We start from the raw sequence: 25,559 nt of genomic DNA, 5'->3' as shown, positions 1-25,559 counted from the left end.
AGGTTTTCAGTGAGCTCAATAACCGACGGTGAACCGCTGCCGAGGGTGCTTTGGCACTTCCACTTCATCCAGCATCGCAATCGCATAATCAGCAAAAGCAATCCAGCTCCGCCCTTCGCTACTCACCAGCAAATCATCCTTGCCGATCCGAAACGTCCCCGTGCGCTCACCTTCGACAAACTCTGCCGACGGCGACACAAAGGTCCAGTCCAGTTCTTTTTCCTGCCGAAGGTTTTCCAGAAACAGCGCACCCGCGCTGGCCTCAGCCTTGTACGCCTGCGGAAAACCCTCGCTGTCGATGACGCGGGTTCCGTCCGGCAGCAACAGCGAACCGGCACCGCCCACCACCAACAGACGTTTTACGCCGGCCTTCTGCACCGGCTCGATGACGGCGCTGGCAGGAAGGGTCGCGAAGTGCGCAGCGCTGATCACCACGTCATGGCCCGCAACGGCCGCTTGCAAGGCTTCGGCGTCGAGCGCATCCACATTTTTGCTGACCACACCAGCACGCTGGCCGATCTTCGACGTGTCGCGGGCGATGGCGGTGATGCTGTGACCACGACGCAGGGCTTCTTCCAGCAGTTGGCTACCGGCACGACCGGTGGCACCAATGATTGCGATCTTGCTCATGACGTTCTCCAGTGTTGATCAGTGAGAGTAGGTGAATCGGGTTACCACTTCATCTCGCCCTTGGCGACTTTGGCGCTCAGTTCAAGCGAGCTTTCTTCACCCAGCTTCGGGTAGCGTTTTTTCATCGCTGCGATCAGCGCGGCAGCGTCCTTTGCCTTGGCGGTTTCTTCGTCGAAGGCCTTGATGTAATCGGCGGTGAACTGCACGGCGGCGAGTGAACGGGCGCTTTCACCGAGGTAATGACCCGGCACGATGGTTTTCGGTTTCAGGGTTTCGATGGCATGCAGCGTAGTCAGCCAATCGGCGTGGGACTGCGGCGTCTGGGTGTCAGCCATCCACACGTGGATGTTTTCCGCGACGACGACGCCACCGACCACGGCCTTGATCGACGGAATCCAGACAAAGGTGCGGTCCGGCTGCTTGCCCTCAAGCCCCACCACCTGCAACTTCTGCCCTTCGAGCATCAGGCTGTCGCCTTTGAGTACCTGCGGCACGATGGTTTTGGACGGTATGTCGGCGCCCATTTTCGGCCCCCAGAACGCAAGTTTGCCGTCGACGGTTTTCTGGATGTGATCCACGGTCGGCTGCGAGGCGAGCACTTTGGCGTTGGGGAATGCGGCGGTCAGGGTCTCGAGGCCGAAGTAGTAATCCGGGTCACCGTGGCTGATGTAAATGGTGGTCAGTTGCTTGCCGCTGGCGCGGATCTTTTCGACCACTTGCTCGGCCTGGGATTTGCCAAATTGTGCATCCACCAAAATCGCGTCTTTCTCGCCGCTGACCAACACCGAGGTCACCGGGAAGATCGCCTTGTCGCCCGGGTTGTAGACGTCCAGGGTCAGGCTTGATGCAGCCGCTGCGTGGGCGGCGAAACCGAGGGTGGCGGTGGCCAGCAAAATACGTTTAAGCGAGGTGAAGCCGATCATCTGTTGCTCCGTTGTCGATGGCCAGGGTTGGCCGATGGCTCTGTAGGAGCTGACGAGTGAAACGAGACTGCGATCTTGTGACTTTGCTTCTTAAAGGCAAGATCAAAAGATCGCAGCCTCGTTTCACTCATCAGCTCCTACAGGGGACAGAGCTTAGTTGCATGACTCAGTACAAAAAATGCGATGCTGGGACATAGTTTGTTTCTGAAAGTGAGCAAATGATGGATCGTCTACAAGCAATGCGGGTGTTCGTCACAGTGGTTGACCTCGGCAGCCAGTCGGCCGCCGCCGATCACCTGGACCTGTCACGGCCCGTGGTTTCGCGCTATCTGGCGGAGCTGGAGGATTGGGTCGGCGCACGCCTGATGCACCGCACCACGCGCAAGCTGAGCCTGACCGCTGCCGGCAGTGAAATCCTGCCCCGTTGTCGGCAGATGCTCGACCTGTCCACGGACATGCAAGCCGCCGTCAGCGAACCGGACGAGGCACCACGCGGCCTGTTGCGCATCAGCGTCAGCACTTCGTTCGGTCAGGCACAACTGGCGGATGCCATGGCCGCTTACGTCAAACGTTACCCTGGTGTGAGCATCGATATGCAGATGCTCGACCGCACGGTGAACCTGGTGGATGAGCGCATCGATCTGGCGATCCGCACCAGCAACGACCTGGACCCGAACCTGATCGCGCGGCGGTTGACCGTCTGCCGCTCGGTGATCTGCACCTCCCCCGCTTATCTGCTCGAACACCCGACACCGCTGCGGGTCGAGGATCTGAGCCAGCACAATTGCCTGACCCACTCCTACTTCGGCAAAAGCCTCTGGCATTTCGAGGAGGACGGTGAGCAGGTGTCAGTGCCGGTGCAGGGCAACATCAGCGCCAACGAAGCCAGCACGTTGTTGCGCGCGACGATGGCTGGCGCCGGGGTGGCGATGCTGCCCAGTTATCAGGCGGGCGTGCATATCCACAGCGGCGAACTGATCCGCCTGCTGCCCCACGCCGAACCCCGGCAAATGAACATTTACGCGGTGTATGCCTCACGCAAACACATGCCGGCGGCGTTGCGCAGCATGCTGGATTTTCTGGTGCTCAGATTCCCGGAAGAGCCGGCGTGGGATGCAAACCTGAGCTGCCGAAGGCTGCGATCTTTTGATCTTGATCTTTTCAGAGCCACAGAAGATTAAAAACAAGATCAGAAGATCGCAGGCTTCGCCAGCTCCTACACAACTCACAGGCGCTGACCTATGCTCAAAGTAATACCGAAAGGTATTCGTTCAGAGGTCAACGCCATGAACATCAAAACAAGAAGATACCTCGCGATTTTCATCACCTGCGCGGCCACGCTTGCGCTGTATGGCACGGCGGCCTGGCGCGTCGAGCAGTTGCGACAACTGCCCCGTGAATTCGCGAGCTGTAACTTCGAACGCTGCATTCCCCACAACGCGACCCTCAATGCCCTCAAGTAACGAAGGGGATCAGGCCTCGTTGTCCTGATCGGCCTTCAAGCGGTCGCGAAAAGCCTTGGGCGAAATCCCCACTCGACGCCGGAACAGGCGCGTGAAGTTGGTCGGATCAGAGAACCCCAACACGTCGGACATCTCATAAATGGTCATGCTGGTGTAGGTCAGCAAGCGCTTGGCCTCCAGCAATTGACGTTCGTGCATGATCTGCAACGCCGGTTGTCCCGCCAGCTCACGGCAGGTGCCGTTGAGGTGGGACACGGAAATCCCCAGCCGATGGGCCAGGTCCTCGACCTTGACGTGTTGACGATAGGTCTCTTCCACCAGTTGGATAAAACCGTTCAGATATTCCCGGGCACGCTGCGGACGCTGGCTGGCGTTGCGACGGCAAATCACCTGGCGGCTGACCCACACCATGATCACGCTGACTAGCGAATGCATGAGCATTTCGCGAGCCGGCTGGTGGCCGGTGTATTCGTCTTGCAGCGCTGAAAACAGGCTGTTGAGGTATTCGCCTTGCTTGCCCGCCGGATAACTTTCGGCTTGGGCCAGGGCGTTCACCGAGTTGCCCAGTTGCGCCTGAAGATGGGCGACCAGCGGCGCGGCAAGGGTCACGACAAACCCTTCGACGTCCTCGGAAAACCGATAGCCATGCACCGATAACGGCGGCAGGATCAGGATCGCCGGCTCAGTCAATTGCGTGCGTTTACCTTCGATTTCAAGCTCTGCCTGACCTTTGAATACGAAGAGCAGCTGGCACAAATCGGCGTGGCGGTGGGGTTTGATTTCCCATTGGTGTTCGCGGCTGCGTTTGGAAATGGTTTCACAGTGCAGCAAGTCCGGGGTCGGCCAATCCAGGCTTTCACCGTAGAGCTTGAACACTGGAATCGAAGGTAGGTCAGGCTTGTTCATCACTTCAATCCAGGCCTCGGGGGTAGGCGGGCGATAATCGCACCGATTGGCAGAATGTACAGGTATCGGCTCAGTTTTCCCCTTCAATTGACAGACTCGCGAGAGAAAAATGCAAGCACTCGATCCATAAAAATTATTCACCGGCCCTGGTTGCGTGAAGCTTGCGAGTCATAAAAACAATGAAAACGCTGAAAACCCAAATCGCCATCATCGGCGCCGGTCCGTCCGGTTTATTGCTCGGTCAATTGCTGCACAACGCCGGCATCGACACCCTCATTCTCGAACGCCAGACCCCGGACTATGTGCTTGGACGAATCCGTGCCGGCGTCCTCGAACAAGGCATGGTAGAGCTGTTGCGCCAGGCTGGGGTGGGGCAGCGCATGGACGCCGAAGGGCTGGTCCACACAGGCTTCGAACTGGCCCTCGACGCACGCCGGGTACACATCGATCTGCAAGCCCTGACCGGTGGCAAAACGGTGATGATCTACGGTCAGACCGAGGTCACTCGCGACCTGATGGCCGCTCGTCGGGAGGCCGGTGCGCAGACGATTTACGAGGCAAGCAACGTCGTTCCTCACGGGATGAAAACCGAAGAGTCGTTCGTGACTTTTGAGAAGGACGGCGAGCTGTATCGACTCGATTGCGACTACATCGCCGGGTGCGACGGTTTCCATGGCGTGGCCCGGCAGGCGATTCCTGCCGAGTGCCTGAACGTGTTCGAGCGGGTCTATCCGTTTGGCTGGCTGGGGATTCTTGCCGATACCCCGCCTGTTCACGAAGAGCTGGTTTATGCCAGGCATGAGCGCGGTTTTGCCCTGTGCAGCATGCGTTCGGCCACCCGCACCCGCTATTACCTCCAGGTGCCGGCCGACGAGCACGTCGAGAACTGGTCTGATCAACGCTTCTGGGATGAACTCAAATCCCGTCTGCCTGGCGCGTTGGCAGCGTCGTTGGTCACTGGACCTTCCATCGAAAAAAGCATCGCGCCGTTACGCAGTTTTGTCGTCGAACCGATGCAGTACGGGCGGATGTTTTTGGTCGGCGACGCTGCGCACATCGTCCCACCCACCGGCGCCAAGGGCCTGAACCTGGCGGCCAGCGACGTCAGTACGCTGTTCAACATTCTGCTGAAGGTTTACCGAGAAGGCCGTGTGGATTTGCTGGAGAAGTACTCCGAGGTCTGTTTGCGCCGGGTGTGGAAAGCCGAAAGGTTTTCCTGGTGGATGACCTCGATGCTGCACCGTTTCGAGGATAACGACGCCTTCAGTCAGCGCATCGCCGAGTCGGAACTGGCGTACTTCGTCGACTCCGAGGCTGGTCGAAAAACCATTGCAGAAAATTACGTCGGCCTTCCGTACGAGGCTATCGAATAGCCTGCTATCGACTTACACTGGCGAGCATCCCCGCTCGCCTTGCTCCTTGCGGGTCAATCACTGTCCGCAGGTTCTAACCCGTGACCAATCTCAACCAGCCTGAAACGCCCAAACCGGCCATTCGCAGCGTGTTGATCGCCCTGATGCTGGCAATCTTTCTGGGCGCGCTGGACCAGACCATCGTCGCGGTGTCGATGCCGGCCATTTCCGCACAATTCAAGGACGTCAGCCTGCTCGCCTGGGTGATTTCCGGCTACATGGTGGCGATGACGGTGGCCGTGCCGATCTACGGCAAATTGGGTGATCTGTACGGGCGTCGCAAGTTGATGCTGTTTGGCATGGGGTTGTTCACGGTCGCTTCGCTTTTCTGTGGCATGGCCCAGAGCATGGAGCAGCTGGTGCTGGCGCGGATTCTTCAAGGCATCGGCGCCGGCGGGATGATTTCGGTCAGCCAGGCGATCATTGGCGACATCGTGCCGCCCCGGGAACGCGGCCGCTATCAAGGCTATTTCAGCAGCATGTACGCCGTGGCCAGCGTGGCCGGCCCGGTACTCGGCGGTTACATGACCGAGTACCTGTCGTGGCGCTGGGTGTTCTTGATCAATCTTCCGTTGGGCCTCGGTGCCTGGCTGGTGGCCAATCGAACGCTGGTGGGTTTGCCAGTGCCACAACGCAAACCGATCATCGATTACCTCGGCACGTTGCTGATGATCATCGGCTTGACCGCCTTGTTGCTGGGCATCACCCAGGTCGGTCAGGGCCATGCGTGGCGCAGTGCCGAAGTGCTGGGCCTGCTCGGTTGTGCGGTGTTGGTATTGGCGCTGTTCGTCTGGCATGAACGCCGGGCGCGGGAGCCGCTGCTGCCGATGCATTTGTTTGCCAATCACAATGCGATCCTGTGCTGGTGCACGATTTTCTTCACCAGTTTCCAGGCGATCTCGCTGATTGTGTTGATGCCGCTGCGCTTCCAGAGCGTTACCGGCGCCGGGGCCGACAGCGCCGCGTTGCACCTGTTGCCGCTGGCGATAGGTTTGCCGATTGGCGCGTATTTCGCCGGCCGCCGAACCTCGGTGACCGGGCGCTACAAACCCATGATTCTGACCGGGGCCCTAATCATGCCGATCTCGATTCTCGGTATGGCGTTCAGTCCTCCCCAGGCATTTGTGCTCAGTAGTCTGTTTATGTTGCTCAGCGGGATCGCTAGCGGCATGCAGTTCCCGACTTCCCTGGTCGGAACGCAGAATTCGGTGGCACAACGGGACATCGGTGTCGCCACCAGCACCACCAACCTGTTCCGCTCACTGGGCGGTGCGGTGGGTGTGGCCTTGATGTCAGCACTGCTGTTGGCATTGTTGCAGGACTCAAGTTTTGCCCACCTGGCCGGCTCGTCGATGATTGCCGAGGGCAGTTCGGGGAACGTCTTGCTCGATGGTTTGAACGCCGCGCCGGGGGATGCGCAGAACGCCTTGCGCGCCGAGCTGCTGCTGACCTTTCAACATTTGCTGATGGTCAGCGCGGCGGTATCGCTGCTGGGGCTGGCGGCGGCGGTTGCCATGCCGAATATGGTGTTGCGGGGGCGCGAGGATAAGGTTCGATAGACGGACCGAGTCGCCTGCATTCGCGAGCAAGCCCGCTCCCACATTGGATCTCCGTCGTACACAAATGCTGTGATCACTGAAGATCTACTGTGGGAACGGCGGTGCGACGATTCGACTTGCTCGCGAAAGCGGTGTGTCAGGCACCACCATTCAAGGGCTGTAATACACGCCCAGCAAGGCCAACCTATGCAAAAACCCCATTGCGCATCCCTCGTTCTTGTTGGTGTTTCAAGAGCGTAGACGGCAATGGGGTATGTATGGATATTCAGCGAATGGCAGTGTGTAAGGAAATCATTCCCGGGAAATCCGGGAGTGATTCATGGTTCAAGGCCGGGCGCGCAGCTGCTGCTGCAAATTCTGGATCTGCGCCTGAAGGGTGTTGATGTTGCGGGTGACCTGGCTACGGAAGGCGTCGAACTCGGCGGTATTGGTCCCGCCTGGCGTCGCGGCCGGGCGATTGTCCTGTTGGCTTTTGAGGACAATGACTTCCTGCTCCAGACGCTCGATGGCGGCGCTCGGGTTGCCTTGTTTCTTCAGTGCAACGATGTCGGAGCCAAGGCTTTTTAGCTGTGCGTCGAATTTGTCTGTGTCCGCCGGGTTGCTTTTCAGCACGGCTACATCGCTGTTCAAGACTTTGACCTGAGCCTGCAATTGAATGGTGGCGGTCTGTTGTTCGGTGCCTTGCGCGGTTATCTGCGCCAAGCGCTTATCCAGATCGGTGGTCTGTGCACTCATCTGCGCCAGGCGTTTGTCCAGATCGGTGGTCTGGCCGACAACGCCTTGCTGTTGTTTGCTTTGATCCTGGAGCTTGCTTTCCAGCTGTTTGATTTGCAGCTTCAAGGCTTCGCTGTCGCTGCTGACGTTGGTCTGACTGGCGACAACCTTGCCGGAAATGTCCTGCAAGCGCCCCGCCGCATCCTCACTGATACGCGCGAAACTTTCCTGGGTCGCCACCAACTGCTGCTCCATCAGCGAAAGCTGCTGGAAGCTCCACCAGGCAAGGCCTGCAAAAGCAAAGAACAAGGCGCCAACCAGCGCCCACAGCGGGCCGGTGCTCGCGCTTTTGACTTTGACGACTGGCGCGGGCCGCGAATGCACGGTGGTGCGAGCAGTGGGCACAAAATCATCGTCGTCGAGGCTGTCGGCACGCAGGCTCGGCACATCGTCGAAGTCGTCGTTGGCATCGTTACGCATGGACATTGAGTCAACCTTTGTGGAACGCGGTGATGGCTTGATGCGGCGCAGTATAACCCCCACGGCCGCATCGATTGACCCTCAACCCCGAACTCGGTTCAGTGTGGCGGCGCTAACCCGCGCGTCAGCGGATGTCCTGGGCCTTCCACCAGCCGCAGAATTCATCGAGGGCGGTCCAGAGACTGACTTTCGGATCGTAGTCCAGATAATGCCGGGCGCGGCTGATGTCCAGGGTGAAATTTTTGTTCATCACCTGCATGCCCAGGCGCGACAGGGTCGGTTCGGGACGACCCGGCCACAACTTGCACACCCCCTCGTTGAGCGCCGCTACGGTGTAGGCCAATCCGTAGGAACGGTAGCGCGTGACCTGTGGGACATCCATCTTGCGCATCACGTAATTGACCACGTCCCACAACGGCACCGGCGTGCCGTTGCTGATGTTATAGGCCTTGCCCAAGGCCGAACCACTGGCCAGCAAACTGCTGAGCAACGCTTCATTGAGGTTTTGCACGCTGGTGAAATCAACCTTGTTCAGGCCGTTGCCGATGATCGCGAGCCGTCCTTTACGCTGCATTTTCAGCAGCCGCGGAAAGATGCTCATGTCACCAGCCCCCGTCACGAAACGCGGGCGCAGGGCCAGGGTTTCGAGGCCGAACTCCTGAGCGCCGAAAACCTTTTGCTCGGCCAGGTATTTGGTCGCGGCGTAGGGATGCTTGAAGCGCTTGGGCACCTGTTCTTCGGTCAGACCCAGATGATCGCGGCCATCGAAGTAGATCGACGGCGACGACAAGTGAACCAGTCGCCGAACCCGCTGTTTCAGGCAGGCCTCGACCACGTTTTCCGTGACCTGCACGTTGCCTTGATGGAAGTCCTGATAACGCCCCCACAAACCGACCGCACCGGCGCAATGCACCACGGCTTCGACGTCTGAGCACAGGTCGCGTGCCAGTTCCGGGTCGCTCAAGTCCCCCTGGATGAACTCGGCGCCACGGCGCACCAGATGCTCCACACTTTCGGCCCGGCGACCGTTGACCCGCACGTCCAGGCCCTGCTCCAGGGCAAAACGCGCAAAGCGCCCGCCAATGAAGCCGCTTGCGCCGGTTACCAGAATCTTCATGAATTGCTCCGAATATTTCGTTTTGCGTTTTGCATATTGCGTAAGGCGTGAGGACTTGACGCTGCCCGTCAGTCCAACGGCACCAGCCATTGCTTCGACGAACGCACCAACTGATCGGTGAGTAACCCCAGCAACTGACCGCCATTGCGCCAATGATGCCAGTACAGCGGCACATCGATCGGCTTATCGGGCAAAAGCTCTACCAATACACCGCGTTCCAGTTGCTCGCGCACCTGCAGTTCAGGCACCAGGCCCCAACCGAGTCCCGCTTCCGTGAGGCGGATGAAACCTTCGGACGAGGGGCATAGATGGTGTTCGAATCCGCCATCGACGCCGAGGGACGCGAGGTAGCGATGCTGTAGGAAATCGTCCGGGCCAAACACCAACGCGGGGGTTTTCGACAACAGATCGGCGCGTACACCTTCAGGAAAATGCCGGGCGATAAATGCTGGGCTGGCCAGCGCACGGTAGCGCATGGCCCCCAGCAAAACGCTGCGCGCGCCGGCCACCGGGCGCTCGCTGGCGCAGACGCACGCCGCGACTTCACCGGCGCGCATGCGTTTGAGGCCGACGGTCTGGTCTTCGACCACCAGATCCAGCAGCAGATGCTGTTCCGCGCAAAAATCCCCGACCGCCACGGCCCACCACGTGGCGAGACTGTCGGCATTCAAGGCGATGCGCAGACGTTCCGGCAGACCTTCTTCATCGAGTGCCGGCACCAGGGTTTGCAAGTCCCGTTCAAGCAAACGCACCTGCTGCACATGGTTGAGCAGCCGTCGGCCGATTTCGGTCGGGGCCGGCGGTGTCACCCGCACCAGCACCGGCTGGCCGACCCGCGCCTCGAGCAATTTGATGCGCTGGGAGATCGCCGATTGCGACAAACCGAGCACCTGAGCCGCACGTTCGAACCCGGCCTGCTCGACCACCGCGGCCAAGGCAGAAAGCAATTTATAGTCGAACATCAGTTTTCCTAATGAGCGATCAGCATGATTGGTTTTTCTTATACAGCCTGACACCGGAGAATAGCCAGCAAGAACTCTTGAACAAGGATCATCGACATGGCTGGCGAAACTTCATTAGCAACCTTGCTGCGCAGCATGAGCCCGCAACTCAACGTCGGCGAATACGTGTTCTGCACCCTGCGCGACGGCCAGTTGCCGGCAGGCCTTGAGATTGTCGGCAGCTTTCGCGAGCAGGAAGGTCTGACAGTGATTCTGGAACGTTCCCACGCCGAGAAGGCCGGATTCAGTTTCGATTACGTCGCGGCCTGGATCACCTTGAACGTGCACTCGGCCCTCGAAGCCGTCGGCCTGACCGCCGCGTTCGCCACGGCATTAGGCCAGGCGGGCATCAGCTGCAACGTGATCGCCGGCTATTACCACGACCATTTATTCGTCGGCCAGGCCGATACCGAACGCGCCCTGCACGTGCTGCGGGATCTGGCGGCCAACGCGGAGTAAACATCTTATGTGGCAAAGCTATGTGAACGGCCTGTTGGTGGCCGCGGGGCTGATCATGGCGATCGGTACTCAGAATGCGTTTGTGTTGGCTCAGAGCCTGAGGCGTGAACATCACCTTCCGGTGGCGGCGTTGTGCGTAACGTGCGATGCACTGTTAGTCGCCGCTGGCGTGTTCGGCCTGGCGACCGTGCTGGCGCAAAACCCGACTCTATTGGCAGTCGCCCGTTGGGGTGGCGCGGTATTTCTGATTTGGTATGGCAGTCAGGCGCTGCGTCGGGCCTGCTCGAAACAGAGCCTGCAACAGGGCGAAAACCAAACGGTGCGCTCGCTACGCGCGGTGATGCTCAGTGCTTTGGCCGTAACGCTGCTTAACCCGCACGTTTATCTGGATACCGTGTTGCTGATCGGCTCTCTCGGTGCCCAACAAACAGAGCCCGGCGCTTATGTGGTGGGCGCGGCCAGTGCGTCGTTACTGTGGTTTTTCACCCTGGCGCTCGGCGCGGCGTGGTTGGCGCCATGGTTGGCTCGGCCAAGTACCTGGCGAATTCTCGATATGCTGGTGGCGGTCATGATGTTCACAGTGGCCTTTCAATTAATCGTCGCCAGCTGATTATTCCAAAAGGCTCTGGAACCTCTATTCCACACAGTTGTTGCGTGGTTATGCCGCACCCCCGGTGCTATGATCCGATCCGATGCGCCGCAAAGAGTACAAACTCCCCGGCGCTTGTCTGGCCGCCCGTGATCGGCCTTGCGCTCACCGCAACTGACCTGATTAGGAGAATCATCATGGCTTTCGAATTGCCGCCGCTGCCTTACGCACACGATGCCTTGCAGCCGCACATTTCCAAGGAAACTCTGGAATACCACCACGACAAGCACCACAACACCTATGTCGTGAACCTGAACAACCTGGTGCCAGGCACCGAGTTCGAAGGCAAGACTCTGGAAGAAATCGTCAAATCTTCCTCGGGCGGTATCTTCAACAACGCCGCTCAGGTCTGGAACCACACTTTCTACTGGAACTGCCTGGCGCCAAACGCCGGAGGTCAACCAACCGGCGCACTGGCTGACGCGATCAACGCAGCCTTCGGTTCGTTCGACAAGTTCAAGGAAGAATTCAGCAAGACTTCCATCGGCACCTTCGGTTCCGGTTGGGGCTGGCTGGTGAAAAAGGCTGACGGTTCCCTGGCCCTGGCCAGCACCATCGGCGCCGGCAACCCGCTGACCAACGGCGACACCCCGCTGCTGACCTGCGACGTCTGGGAACACGCTTACTACATCGACTACCGCAACCTTCGTCCAAAATACGTCGAAGCGTTCTGGAACCTGGTCAACTGGAAATTCGTGGCTGAGCAGTTCGAAGGCAAAACCTTCACCGCTTAAGATCGATACCCATAAAAAACCCGGCTTAGGTCGGGTTTTTTTATGGGCGGTGGAAATGTGGTGCCTGGGCGGCCGCCTTCGCGAGCAGGCTCGCTCCCACAGGGGGAATACATTTCAAAGGTGGGAGCGGGCTTGCTCGCGAAGAACGATGACACGGTCAACCTGACGGAATGCCTAGCCCTGTGGGTCGACGATATCCAAAGCCCTATTCACAGCAAGGTCCGCCAGCATGACGATCTGCGCAATGGCCAACGCCGTACTGCGCTGGGAGCCGCTCAGGTAGGTGGCGAAATCGCTGGCCAGAACACTTGCCGAGGCCAATGACTCACAGGCGTGGGCCAGGAGGGTTTCGGTGTTCATGTCCGGGGAGATCAGGTACATGGGGCTGGGGTTGTAGGGTTTGGAGCTGTTGAAGGGGGGATCGGGGATTAATTTATCCACTTACATTTCCTTTTGAGTTTGGTGCCATCGATTCCCGATCTCACTCGAAGAAGAGGTGGCAGCTATGTGCAGGGTGAGATCACCGGCAAAAGGAACCCGGCCGGACCGAAGTCCGCCCGCACACAGCCGCCATAAACAATTGCTGACAGCCTGGAGCTGGCGGCAATTATGGAGGGCCTAGCGCTGGTTTCCAATTGCTTAGTCGAGGATCTCACTCCCGATCGCTGATTTTCAGCGACAGCCAAAATGTTATTGACCCCGCTTCCGACAGGCAACCTGAAAACTTTGTGGGAAAGGTCTGGTTTTTTTACCGCTGTTTAAACGGACGCATCCGTTGCCTGTGCGGCCGCCATCGCGAGCAAGCTCCCACATTCAAAACGTGTACATCCGCAGAAACCAGGGCGATTTCCCACGATGAAACCAGCCTTCAGCCCCTTGCCCCAACGCCACAGCCGTCTAACATCAACCAAACGGAAAATATGTCGAAATCCCCCTCAAGTTGAAGGACCCAACAACCGACACAGTACAAACAGCACAAATAGTCCAAACCACAGCATTTCGGCCAAGCTACAGGCAAAACCCCATGTGATTGATTGTCCCTTTGACTGCCATCACCGGATTGCCAATACTCACGGCAACTTGACGCTACCCGCACGGAACAAGGAATGACTCTTTGAAGCTGGAACTCAAGAACAGCTTGTCGGTGAAGTTGCTTCGGGTCGTGCTCCTCTCGGCATTGATCGTCGGTGTGGTCTTGAGCTGCGCGCAGATCGTTTTCGATGCCTATAAAACACGCCAGGCCGTGGCCAGCGATGCCCAACGCATCCTCGACATGTTCCGCGACCCCTCGACCCAGGCCGTCTACAGCCTGGACCGGGAAATGGGCATGCAGGTGATCGAAGGCCTGTTTCAGGACGACGCTGTGCGCAAGGCCTCCATTGGCCATCCCAACGAAGCCATGCTCGCGCAAAAGTCTCGCGAGCTGCAGCATTCCGACAGTCGCTGGCTGACCGACCTGATCCTCGGCAAGGAACGCACCTTCACCACCCAACTGGTGGGTCGCGGCCCTTACAGCGAGTATTACGGCGACTTGAGCATCACCCTCGACACCGCCACCTACGGCCAGGGTTTCATCGTCAGTTCGGTGATCATCTTCATCTCCGGCGTGTTGCGTGCGATGGCCATGGGGCTGGTGCTGTACCTGGTCTATCACTGGCTGCTGACCAAGCCGCTGTCGCGGATCATCGAACACCTCACGGAAATCAATCCGGATCGCCCCAGCGCACACAAAATCCCGCTACTCAAGGGGCATGAAAAGAACGAACTGGGGATCTGGATCAACACCGCCAACCAGTTGCTCGAGTCAATCGAGCGCAACACCCATTTGCGCCACGAAGCGGAAAACAGTCTGCTACGCATGGCCCAGTACGACTTCCTCACCGGCCTGCCGAACCGCCAGCAATTGCAGCAACAACTGGACAAAATCCTGGTAGACGCCGGCAGGTTGCAACGTCGGGTCGCGGTATTGGTGGTCGGCCTCGACGACTTCAAGGGCATCAACGAACAATTCAGCTACCAGACCGGCGACCAACTGCTGCTGGCCCTGGCCGATCGCCTGCGAGCTCACAGTGGACGCCTTGGCGCCCTCGCCCGCCTCGGCGGCGACCAGTTCGCCCTGGTTCAGGCCGACATCGAACAACCCTACGAAGCGGCCGAACTGGCCCAAAGCATTCTCGATGACCTGGAAGCGGCATTTGCCCTCGATCATCAGGAGATTCGCCTGCGCGCCACCATCGGCATCACCCTGTTCCCCGAGGACGGTGACAGCACCGAGAAGCTGCTGCAAAAAGCCGAGCAGACCATGACCCTGGCCAAGACTCGCTCGCGCAACCGTTATCAGTTCTATATCGCCAGCGTCGACACCGAGATGCGCCGCCGTCGCGAGCTGGAAAAAGACCTGCGCGACGCCTTGGCCCGCGGCCAGTTCTACCTCGTCTACCAGCCGCAGATCAGCTATCGCGATCACCGGGTGGTGGGTGTCGAGGCGCTGATTCGCTGGCAGCATCCCGAGCACGGGCTGGTTCCGCCGGACTTGTTCATCCCCCTGGCCGAGCAGAACGGCACCATCATCGCCATCGGCGAATGGGTGCTGGATCAGGCGTGCAAGCAATTGCGCGACTGGCATGACCAGGGTTTCGTCGACCTGCGCATGGCGGTGAATCTGTCCACAGTGCAGCTGCACCACGCCGAGTTGCCACGGGTGGTCAACAACCTCCTGCAGATGTACCGCCTGCCACCGCGCAGCCTGGAGCTGGAAGTCACCGAAACCGGCCTGATGGAAGACATCAGCACGGCCGCACAGCACCTGCTGAGCCTGCGCCGCTCCGGTGCGCTGATCGCGATCGACGACTTCGGCACCGGTTACTCGTCATTGAGCTATCTGAAAAGCCTGCCGCTGGACAAGATCAAGATCGACAAGAGCTTCGTTCAGGACCTGCTCGATGACGACGATGATGCGACCATCGTTCGGGCCATCATCCAGCTGGGCAAGAGCCTGGGCATGCAGGTGATTGCCGAAGGCGTGGAAACCGCCGAGCAAGAGGCCTACATCATCTCCGAGGGCTGTCACGAAGGTCAGGGCTATCTCTACAGCAAGCCGCTGCCGGCGCGGGAATTGAGCGCGTATCTGAAACAGGCCCAGCGCAGCAATGCGGCTATTTTGTAAAACATCAAAAGATCGCAGCCTCGTTTCACTCTGTAGGAGCTGTCGAGTGAAACGAGGCTGCGATCTCTTGATCTACGACACAACTCCCGCCTGAATAAGAAATATTTCCAGGTACAGCCCTTTACAGATAATGCGAAAGATTTGCATTATGTCGCAGTTTTGCGCGCTTGCTGCGCCATTCCACCCTTCTCGAAGCAGGATGTTCGCCATGATTCGTATGCCTCTGGCTACCGCCAGTCTGTTGGCCATCGCTATTTCCCTCGCCGGTTGTGGCGAAGGCAAAGACAAAGCTGTCGCTGCGCAAGCACCGACTCCGGCCGCCAGCACCATGGCCCCGGCGGCTGCACCTGCCGCTGCCAGTAAAGTCGATGAAGCCGCGGCCAAAGCCGTTGTCGCGCATTACGCCGACATCGTCTTCGCCGTTTACAGCGATGCCGAATCCACCGCGAAGACCCTGCAAACCGCCGTCGACGCCTTCCTCGCCAAGCCGAACGCCGACACCCTGAAAGCCGCCAAGGCTGCCTGGATCGCTGCCCGCGCTCCTTACCTGCAGAGCGAAGTGTTCCGCTTCGGCAACACCATCATCGACGACTGGGAAGGTCAGGTGAACTCTTGGCCACTGGACGAAGGCCTGATCGACTACGTCGACAAATCCTACGAGCACGCACTGGGTAACCCGGGCGCCACGGCCAACATCATCGCCAACACCCAGGTTCAGGTCGGCGAAGACAAGGTCGATGTGAAAGACATCACCCCGGCAAAACTTGCCAGCCTGAACGAGCTGGGTGGTTCCGAGGCCAACGTCGCCACCGGCTACCACGCGATCGAATTCCTGCTCTGGGGCCAGGATTTGAACGGCACCGGCCCTGGCGCCGGCAACCGTCCAGCTTCCGACTACCTGGAAGGCAAAGGCGCAACCGGCGGTCATAACGATCGTCGTCGCGCTTATCTGAAGTCCGTGACCCAACTGCTGGTCAGCGACCTGGAAGAAATGGTCGGTAACTGGAAGCCGAACGTGGCCGACAACTACCGCGCCACCCTGGAAGCCGAGCCAGCTGAATCCGGCCTGCGCAAAATGCTGTTCGGCATGGGCAGCCTGTCCCTGGGCGAACTGGCGGGCGAGCGCATGAAGGTTTCCCTGGAAGCCAACTCCCCGGAAGACGAACAGGATTGCTTCAGCGACAACACCCACAACTCGCACTTCTACGATGCCAAAGGCATTCGAAACGTGTACCTGGGCGAATACACCCGCGTCGACGGCACCAAAATGACCGGCGCCAGCCTGTCGTCCCTGGTGGCCAAAGCCGACCCCGCTGCCGACACCGCGCTCAAAGCCGACCTGGCCGCCACCGAAGCCAAAATCCAGATCATGGTCGATCACGCCAACAAGGGTGAGCACTACGACCAACTGATCGCCGCCGGCAACACCGCTGGCAACCAGATCGTCCGCGACGCTATCGCTTCCCTGGTCAAGCAGACCGGTTCGATCGAAGCCGCCGCTGGCAAACTGGGCATCAGTGACCTGAACCCGGACAACGCTGATCACGAGTTCTGATCAACGCTGGCTGAATAAAAAGGCGACCTTCGCAGGTCGCCTTTTTTATCCCTGCCCAAAATCGGGTTTCACACCAGTCAAAATGTGGGAGCGGGCTTGCTCGCGAAGGGGCCATCACAGACAACATCTCCAGTGCGGCAAACACCACTTTCGCGAGCAAGCCCGCTCCCACAGGGGATTGCGGTTTTCCAGAAAAACCCTGCTCCACATCAACCAAACGATAATTCCTCTTATTCAATCTCCCCTGCCCTGTTAGACTTTGCGCCCCTTGTTTTGCTCGTCCTGCAGGATGTCCGATGCCCTCGCTGCCTCTTCGCTTGTCCGCACTGTTTCTGGCCCTGGGCCTGAGTGCCTGCGATGACGCCCCGCGCTTTACCCAAGCCGAACCCGGTGAAGCCCGGTCCGGTGGCAGCGCAACCGTGCGCAAGACCGATCAGAACTCATTTTCCCTGCCGTCCGCCAATCTGCCGCCGTCACGGCGCGTGGACTTCAGTGTCGGCAACAGTTTTTTCCGTAATCCCTGGGTGATCGCGCCGTCGACCACCACCGCCCGGGATGGCCTCGGGCCGTTGTTCAACACCAACGCGTGCCAGGGCTGCCACATCAAGGACGGCCGCGGTCATCCGCCCACGCCTGATGCGCAGAACGCCGTGTCGATGCTGGTGCGCCTGTCGATTCCCGATACGCCGGCGTATGCCAACGTCATCAAGCAACTCGGTGTCGTCCCGGAGCCGGTCTACGGCGGACAATTCCAGGACATGTCCGTGCCGGGTGTCGTGCCGGAAGGCAAAGTGCGCGTCGATTACACGCCCGTTCCGATTCGTTTCAAGGACGGCACCGAAGTCGAGTTGCGCAAGCCGACGTTGCAAATCACCCAACTCGGCTACGGCCCGATGCACCCTGACACCCGTTTCTCGGCCAGGGTTGCACCGCCAATGATTGGCCTCGGCCTGCTCGAAGCGATTCCCGACGAAGCGATCCTTGCCAATGCCGAGGCTCAGGCAAAAGACAAAAACGGCATCGCCGGACGCCCGAACCGGGTCTGGGATGACGCGCAGCAAAAAACCGTTCTCGGGCGATTTGGCTGGAAGGCCGGCCAACCAAACCTCAATCAACAGAATGTTCATGCGTTTTCCGGTGACATGGGCCTCACCACCAGCCTGAGACCCATTGATGACTGCACCGACGCGCAAACCGCCTGCAAACAGGCACCTAATGGCAATGGCCCGGATGGCGAGCCGGAAGTCAGCGACAACATCCTGCGCCTGGTGCTGTTCTACAGCCGTAACCTCGCCGTACCGGCCCGCCGCGATGTCAGCGCCCCCGAGGTGCTGGCCGGCAAGACTCTGTTTTTCCAGGCTGGATGCCAGTCCTGCCACACCCCGAAATACACCACCGCCGCCAACGCCGCAGAACCTGAACTGGCCAATCAAGTGATTCGCCCTTACAGCGATCTGCTGCTGCACGACATGGGCGACGGTCTGGCCGACAACCGTAGCGAATTCCAGGCCAGCGGCCGCGACTGGCGCACCCCGCCGTTGTGGGGCATCGGCCTGACACAGGCGGTCAGTGGCCACACCCAGTTTTTGCACGATGGCCGCGCCCGCAATCTGCTCGAAGCCGTGCTCTGGCATGGCGGCGAAGCAACAGCGGCGCAACAACAGGTTTTGTCTTTCAATGCCGAGCAGCGCGCTGCGTTGCTGGCGTTCTTGAATTCCCTTTAATACGTATTCCATAGCGGGAGCCCGACATGTTCCGTCCCAAATTGTTGTTCACCAGCCTTGCCGCGCTAGCCTTGGGCGCCTGTTCGCCTCAGGATCCGCAGGCCGTCACGTCGGCGGCCATCGCCAAGTCGGTGATCCTGCCGACCTACACGCGTTGGGTTGAAGCCGATCGCCAACTGGCCGTCAGTGCGTTGGCCTACTGCGAAGGCAAGGAAAACCTCGACACCGCCCGCGCCGACTTCCTGCACGCGCAGAAAGCCTGGGCCGAGCTGCAACCGCTGCTGATCGGGCCGCTGGCCGAAGGCAATCGCGCCTGGCAGGTGCAGTTCTGGCCGGACAAGAAAAACCTCGTCGGCCGTCAGGTCGAGCAACTGGTCACCGCACAGCCGCAGATCGATGCCGCTGCCCTGGCCAAGTCCAGCGTTGTGGTTCAAGGCCTTTCCGCCTACGAATACATCCTGTTCGACAGCAAGCCAGACGTGGCCAACGACGCACAGAAAGCCAAATACTGCCCGCTGCTGAAAGCGATTGGCGAGCGTCAGAAACAGCTGGCCGAAGAGATCCTGAAAACCTGGAACAACACCGACGGCATGCTCGCGCAATTGAGCAAATTCCCGAACCAGCGCTACGCCGATTCCCACGAAGCCATCGCCGATCTGTTGCGCGTGCAAGTCACCGCCCTCGACAGCCTGAAGAAAAAACTCGGCACGCCGATGGGCCGTCAGACAAAGGGTGTGCCACAACCGTTTCAGGCCGATGCATGGCGCAGCCAGTCGTCCCTGACCGGCCTCGAAGCCAGCCTCGCCGCCGCCAAAACGGTATGGGAAGGCGTCGACAACAAAGGCCTGCGCGGCCTGTTGCCGAGCGAGCAAAAACCTTTAGCCGACAAGATCGACGCCGCTTACGCCGCGTCCCTGAAACTGTTCGCCAGCAACCAGCGCTCGCTGACCGAGATGCTCAACGACGATGCCGGTCGCCAGCAACTCAACGACCTCTACGACAGCCTCAACGTCGTCCACCGCCTGCACGAAGGCGAACTGGCCAAGGCGCTAGGCATCCAACTGGGCTTCAACGCCAACGACGGTGACTGATGAGGGCAAGTTCCATGCTGCGACGCCAGGCTCTGACGTTAGGTAGTTTGCTGCTGGGTGCGATGACACTGGGCGGCTGGACGCTGTTCAAGCAAAAGGACAAAAGCCCGCTGCTGCTCTCGGCGCGGGACGACACCGACGGCAAACACTACGCCGTCGGCTATCGGCTGGACGGCACCCGGGTGTTTGCCACCCAGGTCGGCCAGCGTTGCCACGACATCATCAACCACCCGACGCTGCCGATTGCGCTGTTCGTCGCCCGTCGTCCTGGCACCGAGAGTTACCTGATCGACCTGAGCGACGGCACGCTGCTGCAAACCGTGACCTCGCTGCCGAATCGGCACTTCTACGGTCACGCGGTGATTCACAAAAGCGGCGACTGGCTGTACGCCACCGAGAACGACACCTCCGATCCGGGTCGCGGCTTGCTCGGTGTGTATAAATTTGAAGGTGAGCGGCTGGTGCACAGCGGCGAGATTTCGACCCACGGCGTCGGCCCGCATCAGGTGTCGTGGATGCCCGATGGCGAAACCCTGGTGGTGGCCAATGGAGGCATTCGCACCGAGGCCGAAAGCCGCGTCGAGATGAACCTCAATGCCATGGAACCGAGCCTGGTCCTGATGCGACGCGACGGCACCCTGCTGAGCAAGGAAACCCTCGCCCAGCCGATGAACAGCGTGCGTCATTTGGGGATCGCCAGCGACGGCACCATCGTCGCCGGTCAGCAGTTCATGGGGCCGTCTCACGAGTCGTCGGAACTGCTGGCGATCAAGCGTCCCGGCCAGCCATTCGTGGCCTTCCCGGTGCCTGAGCATCAGTTGCAGGCCATGGGGCATTACACCGCCAGTGTCGCGGTGCACAGCGAACTTCGCCTGGTCGCGTTGACCGCGCCACGGGGCAACCGCTTTTTCATCTGGGACCTGGACAGCGGTGAAGTGCGCCTGGACTCGCCGCTTCCCGATTGCGCCGGGGTCGGCGCGGTAGCCGATGGCTTTGTCGTGACCTCGGGGCAAGGACGCTGCCGGTTCTACGATTGCCGCCAGACAGATCTGGTTGCAAAACCGCTGGAGCTGCCGGCAGGGCTCTGGGACAACCACCTTCACCTCATCTAAACACGGACCTTTGTAGCAGCTGGCGAAGCCTGCGTTCGGCGGCGAAGCCGTCGTGAGATCCGACGACGCGGTGTATCAGACAAACCACGTTGCATGGATTTGCGACGGCTTCGCAGCCGAACGCAGGCTGCGCCAGCTGCTACAGGTCGGGGTGACGCCTACCTGTAAGTTCTGCCAGTTGGAATCCCCGCCACACTCGGAGTAATGTGCCCGACTGTCTCACCTGATTTTCTCCAAGGAAGTGGAAATATGCTGCGTCGCCGCATGCTGATCATGTTGGGTGTTGTTTTGCTGATCGTGCTGGTCCTGGCCGGTTACAAAGCCTTCTCCATCTATACGATGATTCAGGGCTTTGCTGTGCCGAAACCGGCGATCAGTGTTGCTGTGGCCACTGCTACCGAACGGCCGTGGCAAGCCCGCCTGCCCACCGTTGGCACCCTCAAGGCACTGCAAGGCGTCGACCTGAGCCTGGAAATCGCCGGCACCGTCACGGATGTGCAGTTCGAGTCGGGGCAGAAGGTTAAGGCCGGTCAGCCGATCGTCCAACTCGATAGCGCCGTGGAAACCGCCCTGCTGGAAACCGCCCTCGCCGACCTCGGACTGGCCCAAGTGGATTACAACCGTGGCAGCCAGCTGGTGGGCAGCCAGGCGATTTCCAAAGGCGAGTTCGACCGACTATCGGCGATATTCAAAAAGAACAAGGCCACGGTCAATCAGCTCAAGGCTTCGCTTGAGAAAAAACGCATCGTCGCGCCGTTCAGCGGAACCATCGGCATTCGTCAGGTGGACGTCGGTGACTACGTGGCCAGCGGCACCATGATCGCCACCCTGCAAGACCTCAGCAGCCTCTATGTAGACTTCTTCGTGCCCGAACAGGCGATACCGAAGATCGCCCTTGGCCAGCCGGTACAGATCGTTGTCGCGGCCTACCCGACACAAACCTTCCCCGGCACCATCAGCGCGATCAACCCGAAAGTCGAAAACAGTACGCGCAATGTCCAGGTCCGCGCGACCCTGGCCAATCCCGACGGCAAACTGTTGCCGGGGATGTTCGCCAGCCTGCAAGTGTTGTTGCCCGACCCGCAGCCGCGCATCGTCGTGCCGGAAAGCGCGATCACTTACACGCTGTACGGCAACTCGCTCTATGTCGTCGCGCAGAAAAAAGCCGAAGACGGCAGCCTGGAAAAAGACGACAAGGGCCAACCGATCCTGATCGCCGAACGGCGTTTCATCGAAACCGGTGAGCGCCGCGATGGGCAAGTGATGATCACCAAAGGTGTGCAGAACGGCGAAAAAGTGGTCACGGCCGGCCAGATCAAACTGGACAACGGCGCACACATTGCGATCAGCGACGACAAGACCTTAGCCGAGAAGAACAGCCCGCCGCGCGCGGACTGATCAAGGAACCCCCATGGCTTTTACCGACCCGTTCATCCGCCGCCCGGTGCTCGCCACCGTGGTCAGCCTGTTGATTGTGCTGCTGGGCTTCCAGGCCTGGAGCAAGCTGCCGCTGCGCCAATATCCACAAATGGAAAACGCCCTGATCACGGTGACCACCGCTTATCCCGGGGCCAACGCCGAAACCATTCAGGGCTACATCACCCAACCGATGCAGCAAAGTCTGGCCAGTGCCGAAGGTATCGACTACATGACGTCGGTCAGTCGCCAGAACTTCTCGGTGATCTCGATCTACGCGCGCATCGGCTCCAACAGCGACCGCTTGTTCACCGAAGTGCTGGCCAAAGCCAACGAGGTGAAGAACCAACTGCCTCAGGACGCCGAAGACCCGGTGCTGAGCAAGGAAGCCGCCGACGCCTCGGCACTGATGTACATCAGCTTCTTCAGCAAGGAGCTGAGCAACCCGCAGATTACTGACTACCTGTCGCGGGTCATCCAGCCAAAACTGGCGACCCTGCCGGGCATGGCCGAAGCCGAGATTCTCGGCAACCAGGTATTTGCCATGCGTCTGTGGCTGGATCCGGTCAAGCTGGCCGGTTTCGGCCTGAGTGCCAGCGACGTGACCGATGCAGTGCGCAAATACAACTTCCTCTCCGCCGCCGGCGAAGTGAAAGGCGAGTACGTCGTCACCAGCATCAACGCCAATACCGAGCTCAAGTCCGCCGAAGCCTTTGCCGCGATTCCGCTCAAGGTCGAGGGTGACAGTCGCGTGCTGCTCAGCGATGTGGCGCGGGTTGAAATGGGTGCGGAAAACTACAATTCGATCAGCTCCTTCGGCGGGACCCCTTCGGTGTACATCGGCATCAAGGCCACGCCCGGCGCCAACCCGCTGGACGTGATCAAGGAAGTGCGCAAGATCATGCCGGACCTGGAAGCCCAACTGCCGCCGAACCTCAAAGGTGAAATCGCCTACGACGCCACGCTGTTTATCCAGGCCTCGATCAACGAGGTGATCAAAACATTGTTCGAAGCGGTGCTGATCGTCATCGTGGTGGTGTTCCTGTTTCTCGGCGCGCTGCGTTCGGTGGTGATCCCGGTGGTCACCATCCCGTTGTCGATGATCGGCGTGATGTTCTTCATGCAGATGATGGGCTACTCGATCAACCTGCTGACGTTGCTGGCGATGGTATTGGCCATCGGCCTGGTGGTGGACGACGCCATCGTCGTGGTGGAAAACATCCACCGGCACATCGAAGAAGGCAAGACGCCGCTGGATGCAGCCATCGAAGGCGCTCGGGAAATCGCCATGCCGGTGGTCTCGATGACCATCACCCTGGCGGCGGTCTATGCGCCGATCGGCTTCCTGACGGGGCTCACGGGGGCGCTGTTCAAGGAGTTCGCCCTGACCCTGGCCGGCGCGGTGGTGATCTCCGGCATCGTCGCCCTGACCCTGTCGCCGATGATGTGCGCCTTTTTACTGCGTCACGACGAAAACCCCAGCGGTCTCGCCCATCGCCTGGACCTGATTTTCGAAGGCCTCAAGCGCCGTTACCAAAGCATGCTGCACGGCACCCTGAACACCCGGCCGGTGGTGCTGGTGTTTGCGGTAATCGTGCTGTGCCTGATCCCGGTGCTGCTCAAGTTCACCAAGTCGGAACTGGCGCCCGATGAGGACCAGGGCATCATTTTCATGCTGGCCAACGCCCCGCAACCGGCCAACCTCGACTACCTCAACACCTACACCGACGAATTCATCACGATCTTCAAGGAGTTTCCCGAGTATTACTCCTCGTTCCAGATCAATGGATTTAACGGTGTACAGTCGGGGATCGGCGGTTTCCTGCTCAAACCGTGGAACGAACGCAGCCGTACGCAAATGGCGATCCTGCCCGAGGTCCAGCGCAAACTGGAGAGCATCTCCGGGTTGCAGATCTTCGGTTTCAACCTGCCCTCCTTGCCCGGCACGGGCGAAGGGTTGCCGTTTCAGTTTGTCATCAACTCAGCCAACGATTACGAGTCGCTGCTGCAGGTGATGGACCGAGTGAAAAAACGCGCGATGGAGTCCGGCAAGTTCGCCTTCGTCGACGTCGACCTGGCCTTCGACAAACCTGAAGTGGTGGTGGATATCGATCGCGCCAAGGCCGCACAGATGGGGGTTTCCATGCAGGACCTGGGCGGGACGCTCGCGACGTTGCTGGGTGAGGCGGAGATCAACCGTTTCACCATTGAAGGTCGCAGCTACAAAGTCATCGCGCAGGTCGAACGACCTTTCCGAGACAACCCTGACTGGCTGAACAATTACTACGTCAAGAACACCCAAGGCCAACTGCTGGCCTTGTCGACCCTGATTACCGTGACCGACCGGGCGCGTCCACGGCAGTTGAACCAGTTCCAGCAACTCAACTCTGGCATCCTGTCCGGGGTGCCGCTGGTCAGCATGGGTGAAGCCATCGACACCGTGCGCCAGATCGCTCGGGAAGAGGCGCCGGTGGGTTACGCCTTCGACTATGCCGGCGCATCACGGCAATACGTCCAGGAAGGCAGTGCGCTGTGGGTCACCTTCGCCCTGGCGCTGGCGATCATTTTCCTGGTACTGGCCGCTCAATTCGAAAGCTTCCGCGATCCACTGGTGATTCTGGTGACCGTGCCGCTATCAATCTGTGGCGCGCTGATCCCGCTGTTCCTGGGCTGGTCGAGCATGAACATCTACACCCAGGTCGGCCTGGTGACGTTGATCGGGCTGATCAGCAAGCACGGAATCCTGATCGTCGAATTTGCCAACCAGTTACGCAAGGACAAAGGCCTGAGGCCGCGCGAAGCCGTGGAGGAAGCGGCGGCCATTCGTCTGCGTCCGGTGTTGATGACCACTGCCGCGATGGTGTTCGGCATGGTGCCGTTGATCATCGCCACGGGGGCGGGCGCCGTCAGCCGGTTCGACATCGGCACGGTGATCGCCACGGGGATGTCGATCGGGACGTTATTTACGTTGTTTGTGCTGCCGTGTGTTTACACGCTTTTGGCCAAACCCGATAAACCCTAGGGAACACACATAACCTGTGGGAGCGAGCTTGGTCCGGGCGGCGTTCCGACGATAGCGGTGTAACAGTCACCTCATCGCTGAATGTGCCACCGTCATCGCGAGCAAGCTCGCTCCCACATGGACGGTGCAAGGCTCGAAAGTCGGGAATAAAAAAAGGCCTCGCATTAGCGAGGCCTTTTATTTGGGCTTCAATCTGTTCAACTTTGTGGCCTCAATCCTTGAGAAAGTCCGAACATGAACAGCAATAAATCATGATCGGGTTGGGATGCCACGGATGCCTTCGCAACGCGTGGCAATGGACAGTGTGCGTCGCCGTTCACTGAACTGAGGACTTGCGTGCGGGGCTGCTCCCAAGCCGCCACCGCCAGTGAAGCAACTGCCAAGGCTCCTATTAAAAATATACCTCGTGCAATTTCGAGTTTCATT

The 25,559-nt window shown here is 59.6% G+C and carries 22 protein-coding genes; 14 read left to right on the top strand and 8 right to left on the bottom strand.

The window, feature by feature from the left end; genetic code table 11:
• Positions 1–15: 15 nt before the first annotated feature.
• Both E3W21_RS01880 and E3W21_RS01875 read right to left on the bottom strand, forming a co-directional pair.
• Positions 16–630, bottom strand: coding sequence for an NAD(P)-dependent oxidoreductase (locus E3W21_RS01880; RefSeq protein WP_134417467.1), 615 nt, complete (start codon positions 628–630; stop codon positions 16–18).
• 41 nt (positions 631–671) lie between these two features.
• The gene (locus E3W21_RS01875) at positions 672–1,553 is read right to left on the bottom strand and encodes an MBL fold metallo-hydrolase (RefSeq protein ID WP_134417465.1); all 882 of its coding nucleotides are present in this window, start codon (positions 1,551–1,553) and stop codon (positions 672–674) included.
• Positions 1,554–1,774: 221 nt separating this feature from the next.
• On the opposite strand from E3W21_RS01875, the gene E3W21_RS01870 reads away from it, so the two are divergent.
• Positions 1,775–2,734: a LysR family transcriptional regulator gene (locus tag E3W21_RS01870; RefSeq protein WP_134417463.1), complete on the top strand. Its 960-nt coding sequence runs from the start codon at positions 1,775–1,777 to the stop codon at positions 2,732–2,734.
• Between the two features lie 60 nt (positions 2,735–2,794).
• Complete coding sequence (locus E3W21_RS01865) at positions 2,795–3,016, top strand: hypothetical protein (protein WP_129437958.1); 222 nt, start codon at positions 2,795–2,797, stop codon at positions 3,014–3,016.
• A gap of 9 nt (positions 3,017–3,025) precedes the next feature.
• On the opposite strand, the gene E3W21_RS01860 is transcribed toward E3W21_RS01865, so the two are convergent.
• Positions 3,026–3,922 carry a helix-turn-helix domain-containing protein gene (locus E3W21_RS01860; RefSeq protein WP_134417461.1) on the bottom strand — a complete coding sequence of 299 codons (897 nt, stop codon included), beginning with the start codon at positions 3,920–3,922 and terminating at the stop codon, positions 3,026–3,028.
• Positions 3,923–4,101: 179 nt separating this feature from the next.
• On the opposite strand from E3W21_RS01860, the gene pobA reads away from it, so the two are divergent.
• The gene (gene pobA, locus E3W21_RS01855) at positions 4,102–5,295 is read left to right on the top strand and encodes a 4-hydroxybenzoate 3-monooxygenase (protein WP_134417459.1); all 1,194 of its coding nucleotides are present in this window, start codon (positions 4,102–4,104) and stop codon (positions 5,293–5,295) included.
• Positions 5,296–5,375: 80 nt separating this feature from the next.
• Positions 5,376–6,893, top strand: coding sequence for an MDR family MFS transporter (locus tag E3W21_RS01850; protein WP_134417457.1), 1,518 nt, complete (start codon positions 5,376–5,378; stop codon positions 6,891–6,893).
• 324 nt (positions 6,894–7,217) lie between these two features.
• Here the strand turns inward: E3W21_RS01850 and E3W21_RS01845 are convergent, their stop codons facing one another.
• The 3 genes from E3W21_RS01845 to E3W21_RS01835 form a co-directional block, all read right to left on the bottom strand.
• Positions 7,218–8,093 (bottom strand): ATPase, encoded by an 876-nt coding sequence (locus tag E3W21_RS01845; RefSeq protein ID WP_134417455.1) that lies wholly within the window; start codon positions 8,091–8,093, stop codon positions 7,218–7,220.
• 118 nt (positions 8,094–8,211) lie between these two features.
• Positions 8,212–9,204 carry an NAD(P)-dependent oxidoreductase gene (locus E3W21_RS01840; protein WP_134417453.1) on the bottom strand — a complete coding sequence of 331 codons (993 nt, stop codon included), beginning with the start codon at positions 9,202–9,204 and terminating at the stop codon, positions 8,212–8,214.
• A gap of 68 nt (positions 9,205–9,272) precedes the next feature.
• Positions 9,273–10,166, bottom strand: a complete 894-nt coding sequence (locus E3W21_RS01835; RefSeq protein ID WP_008156078.1) for a LysR family transcriptional regulator ArgP — start codon at positions 10,164–10,166, stop codon at positions 9,273–9,275.
• Positions 10,167–10,262: 96 nt separating this feature from the next.
• Between E3W21_RS01835 and E3W21_RS01830 the strand changes: the two genes are divergently transcribed.
• The 3 genes from E3W21_RS01830 (at position 10,263) to E3W21_RS01820 (ending at position 12,047) form a co-directional block, all read left to right on the top strand.
• Positions 10,263–10,664, top strand: coding sequence for an ACT domain-containing protein (locus E3W21_RS01830; RefSeq protein WP_134417451.1), 402 nt, complete (start codon positions 10,263–10,265; stop codon positions 10,662–10,664).
• 7 nt (positions 10,665–10,671) lie between these two features.
• Complete coding sequence (locus E3W21_RS01825; protein WP_134417449.1) at positions 10,672–11,274, top strand: LysE/ArgO family amino acid transporter; 603 nt, start codon at positions 10,672–10,674, stop codon at positions 11,272–11,274.
• Positions 11,275–11,450: 176 nt separating this feature from the next.
• Positions 11,451–12,047, top strand: coding sequence for a superoxide dismutase (locus tag E3W21_RS01820; protein WP_095133215.1), 597 nt, complete (start codon positions 11,451–11,453; stop codon positions 12,045–12,047).
• Positions 12,048–12,221: 174 nt separating this feature from the next.
• On the opposite strand, the gene E3W21_RS01815 is transcribed toward E3W21_RS01820, so the two are convergent.
• Positions 12,222–12,488, bottom strand: a complete 267-nt coding sequence (locus E3W21_RS01815) for a DUF6124 family protein (protein WP_134417447.1) — start codon at positions 12,486–12,488, stop codon at positions 12,222–12,224.
• A gap of 673 nt (positions 12,489–13,161) precedes the next feature.
• Here E3W21_RS01815 and E3W21_RS01810 point away from each other — a divergent pair.
• The 7 genes from E3W21_RS01810 to E3W21_RS01780 all read left to right on the top strand — a co-directional run bounded on the left by E3W21_RS01810 (position 13,162) and on the right by E3W21_RS01780 (position 25,133).
• On the top strand, positions 13,162–15,213 hold the full coding sequence (locus E3W21_RS01810) for a bifunctional diguanylate cyclase/phosphodiesterase (RefSeq protein WP_134417445.1): 2,052 nt from the start codon (positions 13,162–13,164) through the stop codon (positions 15,211–15,213).
• 208 nt (positions 15,214–15,421) lie between these two features.
• A complete protein-coding gene (locus E3W21_RS01805) occupies positions 15,422–16,768 on the top strand; it encodes an imelysin family protein (RefSeq protein WP_134417443.1) in 1,347 nt (448 codons plus the stop codon).
• Positions 16,769–17,064: 296 nt separating this feature from the next.
• Complete coding sequence (locus E3W21_RS01800; protein ID WP_134417441.1) at positions 17,065–18,492, top strand: di-heme oxidoredictase family protein; 1,428 nt, start codon at positions 17,065–17,067, stop codon at positions 18,490–18,492.
• 26 nt (positions 18,493–18,518) lie between these two features.
• A complete protein-coding gene (locus E3W21_RS01795; RefSeq protein WP_134417439.1) occupies positions 18,519–19,583 on the top strand; it encodes an imelysin family protein in 1,065 nt (354 codons plus the stop codon).
• A 14-nt stretch (positions 19,584–19,597) separates the two neighbouring features.
• The gene (locus E3W21_RS01790) at positions 19,598–20,695 is read left to right on the top strand and encodes a DUF1513 domain-containing protein (protein ID WP_134417437.1); all 1,098 of its coding nucleotides are present in this window, start codon (positions 19,598–19,600) and stop codon (positions 20,693–20,695) included.
• Positions 20,696–20,944: 249 nt separating this feature from the next.
• The gene (locus E3W21_RS01785) at positions 20,945–22,093 is read left to right on the top strand and encodes an efflux RND transporter periplasmic adaptor subunit (RefSeq protein WP_134417435.1); all 1,149 of its coding nucleotides are present in this window, start codon (positions 20,945–20,947) and stop codon (positions 22,091–22,093) included.
• Between the two features lie 13 nt (positions 22,094–22,106).
• Positions 22,107–25,133, top strand: a complete 3,027-nt coding sequence (locus E3W21_RS01780) for a multidrug efflux RND transporter permease subunit (protein ID WP_134417433.1) — start codon at positions 22,107–22,109, stop codon at positions 25,131–25,133.
• Positions 25,134–25,330: 197 nt separating this feature from the next.
• Here E3W21_RS01780 and E3W21_RS01775 read toward each other — a convergent pair whose 3' ends face one another.
• Positions 25,331–25,558 (bottom strand): hypothetical protein, encoded by a 228-nt coding sequence (locus E3W21_RS01775; RefSeq protein ID WP_134417431.1) that lies wholly within the window; start codon positions 25,556–25,558, stop codon positions 25,331–25,333.
• Position 25,559: the final 1 nt, after the last annotated feature.

It is taken from the genome of Pseudomonas sp. F01002 (genome assembly GCF_004402115.1).
GTDB classification, from domain to species: domain Bacteria; phylum Pseudomonadota; class Gammaproteobacteria; order Pseudomonadales; family Pseudomonadaceae; genus Aquipseudomonas; species Aquipseudomonas frigoris.
Note: the sequence above shows the minus strand (reverse complement) of the source record. Positions and strands in the feature narration are given on the sequence as shown.